Source organism: Massilia sp. IC2-476 (genome assembly GCF_020707295.1).
Classification (GTDB): domain Bacteria; phylum Pseudomonadota; class Gammaproteobacteria; order Burkholderiales; family Burkholderiaceae_D; genus Telluria.
Genome location: NZ_JAJFER010000011.1, coordinates 44212 through 57646 on the forward strand (window position 1 = coordinate 44212; position 13435 = coordinate 57646).

A 13435-nucleotide genomic window follows, 5' to 3' on the forward strand; every position below is an offset into this window, starting at 1 on the left:
GCATTGCGGTGGCCGTGCGCGCCCTGCGTTTCCCTTCCCATTGACCTGCTTCCGGCGCTTTCATGCGCCAGCGGTCGACAGCGCGCGCCTCTGTGTCGAGGTCCCTGTTGAAGCAATTGAATAACCCGAAGGCTGGATCCGGCGCCGCCGCCATCGACGGCGCCGTCGGCCTGCGGGCGCTGCTGGCTGAACTGGCCGAGGCGCTCGATGCCGCCTGCGATGCGCTGGACGGCGCACGCCGCCGCGGCAGCGATCTGCCGCCGGCCGCCGCCGCCATCCTCGACCACAGCCCCCTGATCGATGCCCAGCTGCGCCAGGCGCGCGGCCAGTTGCTGAACGACCGCGGCGTCCTCCCGGCCTCGGCGCCAGGCGGCGCCCGCATCCTCGCACTGGCGCGCAAAGCAGCATCCGACGACGAAGGCCGCATCGACCGCGCCGCCCTAGAACGCTTTCTCGCCGCCAGCCAGCAGGGCGCGCCCCTGCGGCTGGCGGAACTGCGCTTGTTCCCCGCCGCGCTGCGCCTGGCCTTGCTCGACGCCCTGCGCCAGATCGCCGACCGCGGCGCCCGCGCCTGCGAGGAACGCATCCTGGCCGCCGACTGGGCCGGGCGGATGCTCGACACCGCCGCCCACCGCTCCGGCGACCTGGTCCTGCTGGTGGCTGACATGGCGCGCGCCGTGCAGCCGATGGGCAGCAGCTTCGTCGCCGAACTGGCGCGCCGCCTGCAGGGACAGGGCGGCGTCGCGCAGGCCCTGCAATGGATCGAAGCGCGCCTGCTCGACGAAGGGCTGAGCATCGGCCAGCAGGTGCAGCACGAACGCGACACCATGGCGGCCGACGGCACGCTGGCCGCCAACATCCTGGCCAGCCTGCGGGGACTCGCCGGGATCGACTGGCGCCTGCTCGCTGAAGAGGCCAGCACGATCGAGCCGCTGCTGCGCGCCGATCCGGACGGCAGCTATCCGCGCATGGATGGCGCCACCCGCGACATGTACCGGCTCGCCGTCGAAACCCTGGCGCGGCGCAGCAAGCGTTCCGAATCCGACGTCGCCCAGGAAGCGCTGGCGCTGGCCGGGGTGCATCGCGCACCCGGAGAGGGAGGACTCGACACGCGCCGCCGCCACATCGGCTACTACCTCGCCGGACCGGGCCTGCCGGCGCTGGAAGCGCGCCTGCTGCCAAAACGCGGCCTGGCCGCGCGCCTGCGCCACGCGCCGCTGGCGCTGCAGATCGGCGCAACAAGCCTGCTCACGCTGCTGTTCGCGGCGGTCGTGGTGCTATGCGCGCGACAGCAGGGCGCCGGAATCGTGCTCCAGTTCTTCATCGGCCTGCTGGCGCTGATTGGTGGCAGCAGCCTGGCGCGCGCGCTGACCGACATGATGACGTCCTGGCTGGCGCCCCAAGCCTGTACACCGCGCATGGATTTCGCCGACGGCATCCCGGCCGAGGCCCAGACCCTGGTCGTCGTCTCGGCGCGCCTGAGCAACCGCACCCAGGTCGACGCCTTGTGCCGCGACCTGGAAGTGCGCTACCTGGCCAACCGCGATCCGCACCTTCGCTTTTGCCTGCTGGCGGACCTGCACGATGCGCCGCTTGAAACGCTCCCGGAAGACGCCGACCTGATTGCGCATGCGGTGGCCGCCATCGAGGGTCTGAACCGCCGCTACACGCGCGAGCACAGCTTCGCCATCGTCGACGAGGACGGCCAGCCGGCCACCCGGAGGCGCCACATTGAACCCTTCCTGCTGCTGCAGCGCCCGCGTGTGTGGAACAACGGCGAGCAGGCCTGGATCGGGCGCGGCCGGCGCCGCGGCCAGCTGGCCGACCTGAATGCCTGGCTGGCCGGTGGCGCGCGCGAATGCTTCGCCGCCACCGCCGGCAGCAGCGCCGGGCTGGCCGAGATGCGCTACGTGATCGCGCTGGACGCCGCCACCGACCTGCCGCGCGACGCGGCGCGCCGGCTGGCGGGTGCCATGGCGCATCCGCTCAACCAGCCGGCCCTCGACGCCGGCAACAGCCGGGTGCTGGAAGGACACGCCATGCTGCGCCCCAGCGTCGGCGGCGCCTTGCCCGGTACGCAGGCTTTTCGCTACCAGCGCCTGTGGAGCGAGGGGCGCGGCACCTGGGGTGCGCGCATGGTCGGACGCGAATGCGAAGACCACGGCATGTTCGGCTGGGCCGCCATCTACGACGTCGATGCCTGCGAACGGCTGCTGCGCGGCCGTCTGTCAAACGATGCGCTGCCGGCGCCGGGCCTGGTGGACGACGGTTGCCTGCACGCCGGCCACGACTGCGAAGTGCGGCTGGAAGAAGCCATCCCCGCCAGCTATGGCGAGCACGCGCTGCGGCGCCATCGCGCGCTGCGCGCGGCCTGGCAGGTGGCGGGCTGGGTGCGTGGCCGCGTGGTGCAGGCCGACGGCAGCCGCGTAGTCAACCCGATGACGCCCGAAGCACGCTGGCAGTTGTTCGACACGCTGCGCGAAAGCCTGGTAGCGCCGGCATTGCTGCTGCTGCTGGTGCTGTGCTGGACGGGATTGACGGCGCCCGCGTTCTGGACCGGGGTGGTGCTGTCGGTGTTCTTCCTGCCGGCCCTGCTGGGCAGCCTCATTGCCCTGGTCGACCGTCCGCACGACGCGCCCTGGCGCCAGCACCTCGACAGCTGGGCGCGCGGCGCCCGCGTGCCGCTGGTGCGCGCGGCGCTGGCCGCCAGCTTCCTGCCGCACGCCGCCTGGTGCCAGGGCGATGCGCTGGTGCGTGCGCTCTGGCGCAGCCGGGTGTCGCGCCGGCGCCAGCTCGAGTGGAAGCCGAAAGCGCTGGCGCGTCCCGCGCGGATCATCGAGAACAACTGGCTGACCATGTGGTTTGCGCCGGTGCTGGCGGTGGCCACCGCGCTGCTGCTGACCTTTGCCAACCCGTATTCGCTGTTCCCGGCGGCGCCGGTGCTGCTGGTGTGGTTCCTGTCGCCGGTGCTGTCCTGGTGGACCAGCCTGCCGCTGCGCGTCCAGCGCCTGCCGCGCCTGCCGGCCTCGCGCCAGGCATTCCTGCAGCGCCTTGCGCGCCGCAGCTGGCGCTTTTTCGAGGACCACGCCGGCCCGGCCGGCAACTGGCTGCCGCCTGACACCGTGCAGGAGCATCCGCACCCGCTGGCGGACGCGCGCACCACGCCGTCCGGCATCGCGCTTTATTTGTTGTCCGCGCTGGCGGCGCGCGACTTCGGATTCATTCCCCCTGCCGCGCTGCTGCGCCGGCTGGATGCGGTGCTGGCCTCGATGGCGCTGCTGGAGCGCTGGAACGGCCACTTCCTCGCCGCTTACGACAGCGCCACCCTGGCCCCGATCGAGCCGGCCCATGTCGCCACCCGCGACAGCGGCTGGATGGCGCTTGCCATGCGCCTGCTGGGCGCCGGCCTGGACGAACTGGCCGACGCCCCGATCGCCGGTCCCCAGGACCTGGACGGTCTGCGCGCGGCCTTGCACGTCGTCGACGAACTGGCCCAGCACCAGCCGCACGGCGTGCGCGCCCAGGTGGCGGCCGTCTGGGCCGCGCTCGATCCGCAACGCTGCCGCGCCGCCGACACCCTCCCGGGCCTGTGCGAATGCCTGCGCCACGTTACCACCGCCGCCGATGCGCTGGAGGCCGGCCTCCCCACCGATGCCGCCCCGGCGCTGCGCGATTGGGCCGCCTGCCTGGCCGCCCAGTGCCACAGCCTGCAGGACGAGCTGCTGGCGCTGACGCCCTGGATGCGCGCCGCCGAGGAATACGTGTTCGACGCCAGCCTCACGCGTATCCCGAGCCTGCGCGAGCTGGCCGCCCTCGAGACGGCCCCCGGCACCCACCACGAGCTGGCGCGGCTGGTGCGCGAGGGCCGCCAGCATGCGCAGAAGCTGTTGAAAGAGACGGCGCGGCTGGCGCAGCAGGCGCGCGGCTATGGCGCCATGGACTTCCGCGCGCTGCTCGAGCGCGACACCGGCCTGCTGGCCGCCGGCTGCAACGTGCGAGACGAGCGCCTCGACAGCGACAGCTGCGACCTGCTGGCATCGGAGGCGCGCCTGGCCAGCTACCTGGCGGTGGCGCAGGACCAGCTGGGGCAGACCCACTGGTGGACGCTCGGTCGCCCGATGCGCGTCCAAGGGGCCGAACAGCTGCTGCTCTCGCGCAGCGGGGGGCTAGCGGACTACCTGGCGCCGCAACTCCTGATGCCGTCCTGGCGCGAAACCTTGCTCGACCACGCCGGCCGCGCCGCCGTGCGTGCGCAGGTGGTCCACGGCGCGCGCCACGCCATGCCCTGGGGATTCTCGGAATCGCTGTGTAACGCGGTCGATGCCCAGCTGCGCTACCAAAGTGAGTGCTTCGGCGTTCCGGTAGCAGGCCTGGCGCGCAGCGCCGGCGCCGACTTGGTGGCCGCCCCCCATGCGGCGCTGCTGGCGCTGCCGGTGCTCCCGTCGCCGGCGCTGGCCAACCTGGAGCGCATGGCCCAGGAAGGATTAAACGGCGAATACGGCTTCTACGACGCGGTCGACCATACCCCGGGACGGCTGCCGCACGGCGAGCGCCGCCACGTGGTGCGCGCCTACTCCGCCCGCCACCAGGGAATGAGCCTGCTCGCGCTGCTGCAGACCCTGCACGAGGCGCCGATGCAGCGCCGCTTCGAGCGCGATCCCGAGCTGCGTGCGGCCCAGGCCCTGCTGCAGGAGTCGCTGCCGGCCCGCGGCGCATCGACACCGTCACACTACGACGACGCGGCGCCGCAGGCCGTTCCCGCACCAGGCCGCGTGGTCGACCGTGCCGGAGCTGCCGCCGGGGCGCCGGAACTGCAGCTGCTGTCGAACGGCAGCTACCACGTGATGGTGGACAGCGACGGCGCAGGCTACAGCCTGTGGCGCGACTTCGTGCTGACCCGCTGGCAGCCTGATCCGCTCGGCGCCAGGGGCGGCCTGGCCTGCGTGCTGGTCGACGCGGCATCGAAGGAGCAGTGGTCGGCGACGCTGGCGCCGATATACGGCGCGCCGGAACGCTACGAGGCGGCCTTCGCCGAGGGCCGCGCCAGCTTCCGCCGCGAAGAGCGCGGCTTGATCATCGTGACCGAGGTGGTCGTGGCGCCCGACGACGACGTCGAGCTGCGCCGCATCCGCATTCGCAATACCCTCGATGCGCCGCGCACGCTGGACGTCACCGCGCATGTCGCCTTGCCGGTGCAGGAAACGCGGGTACGGTCCGACGCGCAGTCGCAAGCGCTGCTGTCGCTGGCCGGACCGGGCTCCCCGGTCGTGTTCTGCCGCATGGCGGTGCGCGGCGCGTCTGGCGCCCCCGTCTTCAGCAGCACCTGCACCGACCCGGCCGGACCGCTGCCGGAACTGATCGAAACGCCGCTCGAGCCGGCGCTGGCGATCCGCCGCAGCCTGAGCCTCCAGCCCGGCCACGAGATCACAATCGACCTGGCCCTGGGCACTGCCGCCACGCCGGCTGCCGCACGCGAACTGGCGCTGCGCTATGGCGATCCGCAGGCGGTGGACGAGGCGGTCGAGGCTGCGTGGACGCACGGCCAGGCGGCCTTGCGCGCCGCCGGCCTGGGCGACGCCGAGGCCCAGCGCTACAACCGCCTGGCCGCCTGCCTGCTGGCGCCCGTGCCCGGCCTGCGCGCCGACCCCGGCATCATCGAACGCAACATGCGCAGCCGCGACGCCCTGCGCCTGTACGGCGTCGACGCCGGCCGTCCACTCTTGGTGCTGCAGCCCGGCCTTGACAGCCGCCTGCTACCCGAGATCCTGCAAGCCCATGTCTACTGGCGCGTGCGCGGCCTGGAGGTGGACGTGCTGGTGCTGTGCGAGAACCGCGAGATCCGCAGCCAGGTGCTGGCGCTGGAACAGCCGGACGGCATCCACGTCCACCTGCTGGAAGAAGTTCCGCAGGAAGACCGCATCCTGCTGCGCGCGGCCGCCCAGGTGCTGCTGGTGGAGGAGGGCGGCAGCCTGGCCGAGCAGCTGCGCCGCGCGGCGCCGGCGCTGCCGGCCCTGCCGCCGCCATTCACGCCGCGTGAAGACGCCGCGCCATGGACGCTTGACGCGGCCTTGACGCCGGCAGCCTCGCTGCTGCACGACGACGGCGTGAGCGGCTTCACGCAGGACGGCCGCGAAGCCGTGGTCCACCAACCCTTCTCCGTGCCCTGGGAGCACCCGCTCGCAAACGGCGTGTTCGGCGCCATGCTGCGGGCAAGCGACACCGGCAGCACCTGGTACGGCCGGCGCGCGCGATGCCTGACAGCGAGCGAAGCCTTCTACCTGCGCGACGAAGACAGCGGCGCTGCCTGGTCCCCGACGCCCTGGCCGATGCCCTCGGATGAGCCGTACCGCACCCGCCACGGCTTCGGGTATACCCTGTTCGAACATCAGGTCCACGGCATCCACTCGGAACTGCGCTGCTTCGTCGCGCCGGGTGCGCCGCTCAAGTACATGGTGCTGCGCCTGCGCAACCTGTCGAGCGCGCCGCGCCGCCTGTCCGCGACCGGCTACGTGCAATGGTGGCTGGACGAGCAGCATGCCGCTCCCGGCCTGCAGATCGTCACCGGCATCGACGTCGCCAGCGGCGCGCTGCTGGCCAGGAACGCCTTCGGCACCGGCTTTGTCGATACGGTCGGCTTCTTCCACCTGGACGCCCCGCAACGGGCCTACACCGCCGACCGGCAGGAATTCATCGGCCGTCACCGCAGCCCGGCGCGGCCGGCCGCATTGGAACGCAAGGGACTGGCCGGCACGCTGGGCGCTGCGCTCGACCCCTGCGCGGCCTTGCAAACCACGGTCGAGTTGCAGCCGGGCGCCGACACCGAACTCGTGTTCCTGCTGGGCGCGGCCGGCCCCGACAGCCTGGCGGCCAGCCGCATGGCGCAGCAGCACGGCGGCGCCAAGGCGGCGGCGCTGGCCCTGCGCCAGGTGCACGCCTACTGGGACGAACTGCTCGGCAGCCTGCGCGTCGCCACGCCAGACCCCGCGTTCGACCTGTTCGCCAACGGCTGGCTGCCCTATGCGGCCTTGTCCGCCACGCGTGGCGGGGCGCCTGGCGCCCAGCTGCAAGGCGCCCTGGGCACGGTGCACGGCAACCCGGAGACGCTGCGCGCGGCGCTGCTGCGCGCCGCACGCGACGACATCGGCGCCGAAGGCAGCCCTGTCGAAGACTTCCTGTGGCTCCCCTTTGCGCTGCACCGCTACGTGAGCGTGACCGGCGACTACGGCATCCTGCGCGAGCCGGCCGGCGGCGAGCCCTCGAGCGGCACCCGGCTGGCGCGCGACGACCTGTACCAGGTCTGCGTGCACGGCCTGCGCGGCTGCCTGCGCTTCGGCCCGCGCGGCCTGCCTCTGCTGGGCGCCCGCATGCATGAGGACGAGCAGGACCTGGAGGAGCGTCCCGAGAGCCTGCAGCTGGCCTTCATGCTGGCCACCGTCCTGCAGCGCTTCGCCGAGGTGGCCGACCGCCGCGCCGACTTCGGCTTCGCCACCACCTGCCGCGGCGCCGCGCTGGCGCTGCGCGCCCAGGCCGAGGAGCACGGCTGGGACGGCGCCGCCTACGCCCTCGAAGGCGAAGGAGCGGACGCCGCCACTCAGGCCTGGGCCGCCATCGCCGGCGCCGAGTCCGGACGGGTCGCCTCCGCGCTGGATGTGCTGGACAAGGCCGCGCCGCCGGATGCGCGCACGGCGGCCTGGGCGGCGCTGGCCCTGGCGGGGGACGGCGCCGGTACCTCGGCCTGGGGACGCGTCCGCACCCTGGCCGCGCCCGGCGAAGCACGCGTGCGCTGTACCGACGCACCTTGCTTCATGATGGACGGCGTGGCGGCCGGGTGGCTGCACGTGCTGCTGGGCGACGCCCTGCTCGGACTGGAGCGCGCGGTCGACCGCATGGCGCTGGCGCCGCTGCTGCCCGAAGGCTGGGACAGCCTGCGCTTCCGCTACCGCATGGGCCGCACGGACTGGCAGGTGACGGTGCTGCGCGCCACGGTGGGCGAGGCCCTGGTGCTGGACGGCGCGCCGCAGGCGTCGAATACGATCGAGCTGGTCGACGACGGTCGCGAGCACAAGGTGGACGTGTATGTGGAACGCAGGCCGGGCGATGCGCGCGCCGGCCATGGAAACAATCAGCCAGGAACGACGACATGAGCAAGAAACTGACCGCGGCCGCCTGCGCCGCCCTGCTGTGCAGCGCTGCCCCGGCCATGGCGGTGGACTGGAGCGACAACGCCATCAGCTACCGCTACGGCACCCGCTTCGCAGAACCCTTCAACCCGGAGCACATCAAGAAGCACATCGTGGCCTTCACCCACGCCAGCGGCTACAAGTACGGCAGCAACTACCTGAACCTGGACGTGCTCAAGTCCGACAGCACGGACCCACGCAACCTGGGGAGCGACAGCGGATCACTCGAGGGCTACCTGCTGTACCGCCACACGCTCGACATCGGCGCGCTGCGCGGCCAGGAGATCCGCGTCGGCAAGGTAAAGGGCGTGGGCCTGACGCTTGGCTTCGACGTCAACCACAAGGACGACGTCGGCTACAACTCGCGCAAGCGCATGCTGGTCGCGGGTCCGACCCTGATGTGGGACGTGCCGGGCTTCCTGAACACCAGCATCCTGTGGCTGCGCGAATCGAACGCGCCGAGCGGCCCCTTCCCGCCGATCGCCAACGTGCGCGGGCGCTACACCTACGACACCCACCCGATGTTCGGCGCCAGCTGGGGCATCCCGGTGAACGAACGCTGGTCCTTCGAGGGCTTCCTGAACTTCATCGCCCCCAAGGGGCTCGACGAAACCGGCAACCCGACCAGCGCCGAGACCAACCTCGACATGGCGCTGATGGTCGACATCGGCCCGCGTCTCGGCTATGCGCCGAAGAAGATCCGCGTCGGCGTCGGCTACCAGTTCTGGAACAACAAGTTCGGCAATTCGCGTCGGACGACCGGCGGGGCAGGGCAACGCGCTAGCACGCCGATGGTGCGGGCGGACTTCCATTTCTAGGGGTTTGTCGAACAGTTGAAATTGCTCAACTGTTCTAGATAAATTTGCAATATCGGAGACGAATCGGCGCAAGGTGGAGTTCGGTGCAATTGTAAAAATTGCATTATGAAAACCATCACCTTGCCCCCCTCCCTCCGTGCGCTCCTGCTGGCCCTGTGCTGCGGCAGCGCTTTCGCGGCCCCGGCCGAGCACAAGGAATTCGAAGCGACCCTGCACGCGCCCTTCCGGGCCGAACAGGCGGATGCGCGCCGAACCTTCAGCCTGAACTTCAGCTATCCCGGCCTGGAACAGCCGGCAACCGTCTACTGGAAGCTGGAGCTGTTGAACCCCGAGAAGCGCGTCGTCCAGGTCTGGCGCGGCAGCAGCGCCTTCACCGGCGAAGATGTCCCGGCACAGGTCGTGTGGGATGGCCGTATCAAGGGCGCCGCGGCGCCGGCCGGCCTGTACACGGTACGCATGCGCGCCATCCTGCGCGGCGTCCACCACGACGACCAGCATGGCGCCGTCGAGCAGGACTGGCAGATCGCGGTCGGTCCCCAGCCGGCGGCGCGCATGCCGCGCTTCGCGCCGCTGCCCGATGGCCGCGCCCGGCGCGACGGCGTGCCGATGGTGCCGGCCACCGCCTCGCTTCCCTATACCGTCTACCTCGCCAACCTGCACAGCCAGAGCAACCACAGCGACGGCGGCGGCGCCCTCGACGACTGCAAGGGCGCGCAGGAGCCACTCAAGGCGAAGTACGGCCCGGAAGCCGCCTTTGCCTATGCCCGCGGGCGCGGCCTCGACATCCTGGCCGTCTCGGAACACAACCACATGTACGACGGGTCGGACGGCACCAACCTGGAAGGCGACCCGACCAAGGCCAAGGACCTGTTCAAGGCCGGCCTGGCCAGCGCGGCCGCCTTCAATGCCACCAAGCCCGGCTTCCTGGCGTTGTACGGCATGGAGTGGGGCGTCATCAACAACGGTGGCCACATCAACATCTTCAACAGCGACGAGCTGCTGGGCTGGGAAAGCAATGCCCTGGGCGAGCTGATGGCCGATACGCGCACCCCGCGCAACGACTACGCCGCGCTGTACTCCCTGATGCGCCAGCGCGGCTGGGTGGGGCAGTTCAACCATCCCTCGCACAGCGGCCAGTTCATCGTCAACGGCGTGCCGCTCGGGTACACCCCGGACGGCGACGAAGCCATGGCGCTGTGCGAGGTGATGAACAGCACCGCGTTCTCCGTCAACGACAGCGAGACCGAAAAACGCCGCAGCAACTTCGAGCAGGCCTGCAACCGCCTGCTGGAGGCGGGCTACCACGTCGCCTTCAGCACCAACCAGGACAACCACTGCGCCAACTGGGGCGCGTCCTATACCAACCGCACCGGCATCCTGCTGCCCAACGGGACGGCGCTCACGCGCGACAGTTTTGTCGAGGCGCTCAAGGCGCGGCGCGTGTTCGCGACCATGGACAAGGGCTCGCAGCTGGTGCTCACCGCAAACGGCAAGCTGATGGGCGAGCGCTTCACCAACCGCGGGCCGCTGAAGCTGGTGGCGAACTTCGCGTCCAGCGCCGGCAAGAAGGTGGCGGCGGTGTCGATCATGGAGGGTGTGCCGGGGCGGAACGGGACGGTGACGGAAGTCTCGAACCTGGCCACGAGCACCTTCACGCCGGCGCCGGGCAAGCACTTCTACTATGCCAGGGTGACGCAGGAAGACGGCAATGTGTTGTGGTCGGCGCCGGTGTGGGTGACACAGGAGTAGGGTGGGCGGATTCCGCCCACGCGGTGATTGTTATCGGCTTTTTTTTCGTGTCGGATGATCTTGCGGCTAACTATCGCCGCGTGGGCGGGACGACCCGCCCACCCTACAAGGTCAAAAGCCGAGTGATTCACCGGCGCCGAGCAGCGTAGCGATACCCAGCACTGCGAAGATCAGTGCCGCCAGGCCGTGCACCAGCGTCAGCGGCACGCGCTTGGCGATGCGCTCGCCGAAGATCACCGCGGGCACGTTCGCCAGCATCATGCCGAAGGTGGTGCCGGCGACCACCGCCGCCATCGATTCGTAGCGCGCCGCCAGGGCCACGGTCGCGACCTGGGTCTTGTCGCCCATTTCGGCGACAAAGAAGGCGAGCAGGGTGGTGAGGAATACGCCGTAGCGCGCCAGCGGCGTATCGTTCGGGTCGATCTCGTCGGGGATCATGGTCCAGGCGGCCATGCCGAGGAAGGACAGGCCCAGCACCCAGCGCATCGTGTTCGGTCCCAATAATTCGTTCACCAGGGCGCCCACCGCGGCGGCAAAAGCGTGGTTGGCGATGGTCGCGACAAAGATACCGAATACGATCGGCAGCGGGCGGCGGAAACGGGCGGCGAGAAGGAACGCCAGCAGCTGGGTCTTGTCGCCGATCTCGGCAAGTCCCACGATGCCGGTCGAGACGAGGAAGGCGTCCATGCAGTGGCGGTGCGTCTGGTGCAAAGCCGGATCATAGCAGAGGCAGCTGTCCTTACAGCGCGCACCAGGCGGGCGCTTGCGCTTTTCCGGTACGGTTGAAAGTGCTATCCTGCCTGCGCCCTCAGCCGACCCTTCCACGAGAGACCATGAAGACAAGCACCCTGCTGCGCGCCACTGCCTGCGCCTTTATCTGCCAGTGGAGCGCCTACGCGTTCGCACTCGATCCCCTCAGCTACGCCAAATACGACCAGGTCAAGACCACGGCCCTGCATCTGGACCTGAAGGCCGACTTCAGCCGCAAGACCCTGGCCGGCTACGCCGACCTGACGCTGAACTGGATCGACAAGAAGGCGACCACGCTCGACCTGGACACCCGCGAACTGAACATCTCGAAGATCGAGGCGCAGGATGCCAAAGGCGCTTGGGCTCCTGTGAAGTACACCCTCGACAAGCTCGATGCCGAGAAAGGCCAGGCGCTGCACATCGCGCTGCCCGGCCAGCCGGCCAAGGTGCGCATCCACTACCAGACCTCGCCGACCGCGCCGGCGCTGCAGTGGCTCACCCCGAAGCAGACCATGTCGGGCAAGTACCCGTTCATGTTCAGCCAGTCGCAGCCGATCGCCGCGCGCTCCTTCGTGCCGGTCCAGGACACCCCGGCGGTGCGCTTCACCTACACGGCGCGCATCCAGGCGCCGGAAGGCATGCGCGTCGTGATGAGCGCCGATAACGATCCAAAGGCGACGGGCAAGGGCGGCTGGAAGTTCACCATGCCGCAGCCGGTGCCGTCCTACCTGATCGCGATCGGCATCGGAGAATTGGAAGCGCGCACCCTGGGTGGTCGCACCGGCGTGTACGCCGAGCCGATGCGCATCAAGGCTGCCGAGTACGAGCTGGCCGATACCGAGAAGATGGTGGCTGCGGCCGAATCGCTGTATGGCCCGTATCGCTGGGGACGTTACGACATGCTGGTGCTGCCGCCGTCCTTCCCGATCGGCGGCATGGAGAATCCGCGCCTGACCTTCCTGACCCCTACCATGATCGCTGGCGACCGCAGCCTGGTCGACCTGGTCTCGCACGAGCTGGCGCACAGCTGGTCGGGTAACCTGGTGACCAACGCCTCGTGGAAGCACTGGTGGCTCAACGAAGGTTTCACTACCTACGTCACCACCCGCATCCTGGAGAAGCTCTACGGCGAGGAAGTGGCGACCATGAACCTGCAGTTGGAGCAGGAAGAGGCGCTCGATTCGCTCAAGGATATCCCGAAGGCCAAGCAGGCCCTGGTGACGCGCGACCCGGACACCTCGAGCGCCAACTATACGGACGAAGGCCTGGCCTATCCGAAGGGCGCCTGGTTCCTGCGCACGCTGGAACAGCGCGCCGGCCGCGCCGCCTTCGACCCCTTCCTGCGCGGTTGGTTCGACCAGCACGCCTTCCAGAGCGTGACCACCGACCAGTTCGTGCAATACCTGCGCACCAATCTGCTCGCGAAGAATCCGAAGATCATGAGCGACGCGGAGCTGGACGAGTGGCTGTACGGCCCCGGCATCCCGGCCAGCGCCAAGAAGGCCGTGTCGACCCGCTTGGCAAAGCTGAACGACACCACCGCACGCTGGCTCAAGGGCGAGATCACCACCGCCCAGTTGCCAGCCAAGCAATGGAATGCCGCCGAGTGGATGAAGTTCCTGAACGACATCGACAACAAGGCGAATGCCGCCAAGCTGGAAGAACTGGACAAGGCCTATGGCCTGGCCAAGACCGGCAACAATGAAGTGGCCTTCCGCTTCTACCGCGCCGCGGTGCATGCCGGCTACCGTGCGATCCGCCCGAACCTGGAAGCCTTCCTGATGAGTGTCGGCCGCCAGAAATTCGTGGTGCCGCTGTACGGCGCGCTGCGCGCCAATCCAGATGACCGCGCCTGGGCCGAGCGCGTCTACAAGGCCGCGCGCGAGCGCTACCACCCGGAGACGCAGGGCAGCGTCGACAAACAGATGAATAAATAAC

5 protein-coding genes are annotated in these 13435 nt (G+C 69.9%); 4 read left to right on the plus strand and 1 reads right to left on the minus strand.

The window, feature by feature from the left end:
* Nucleotides 1–107: 107 nt before the first annotated feature.
* The 3 genes from LK539_RS24460 to LK539_RS22710 all read left to right on the plus strand — a co-directional run bounded on the left by LK539_RS24460 (nucleotide 108) and on the right by LK539_RS22710 (nucleotide 10747).
* On the plus strand, nucleotides 108–8144 hold the full coding sequence (locus tag LK539_RS24460; RefSeq protein WP_267877696.1) for a GH36-type glycosyl hydrolase domain-containing protein: 8037 nt from the start codon (nucleotides 108–110) through the stop codon (nucleotides 8142–8144).
* A complete protein-coding gene (locus LK539_RS22705; RefSeq protein ID WP_227803343.1) occupies nucleotides 8141–8998 on the plus strand; it encodes an outer envelope protein in 858 nt (285 codons plus the stop codon). Before LK539_RS24460 ends, LK539_RS22705 begins: the two co-directional genes overlap by 4 nt.
* 120 nt (nucleotides 8999–9118) lie before the next feature.
* On the plus strand, nucleotides 9119–10747 hold the full coding sequence (locus tag LK539_RS22710) for a CehA/McbA family metallohydrolase (RefSeq protein ID WP_227803344.1): 1629 nt from the start codon (nucleotides 9119–9121) through the stop codon (nucleotides 10745–10747).
* A gap of 111 nt (nucleotides 10748–10858) precedes the next feature.
* Here the strand turns inward: LK539_RS22710 and LK539_RS22715 are convergent, their stop codons facing one another.
* Nucleotides 10859–11434 carry a TMEM165/GDT1 family protein gene (locus LK539_RS22715; RefSeq protein WP_227803381.1) on the minus strand — a complete coding sequence of 192 codons (576 nt, stop codon included), beginning with the start codon at nucleotides 11432–11434 and terminating at the stop codon, nucleotides 10859–10861.
* Nucleotides 11435–11580: 146 nt separating this feature from the next.
* Here LK539_RS22715 and LK539_RS22720 point away from each other — a divergent pair, with 146 nt between their 5' ends.
* Complete coding sequence (locus tag LK539_RS22720) at nucleotides 11581–13434, plus strand: M1 family metallopeptidase (RefSeq protein WP_227803345.1); 1854 nt, start codon at nucleotides 11581–11583, stop codon at nucleotides 13432–13434.
* Nucleotide 13435: the final 1 nt, after the last annotated feature.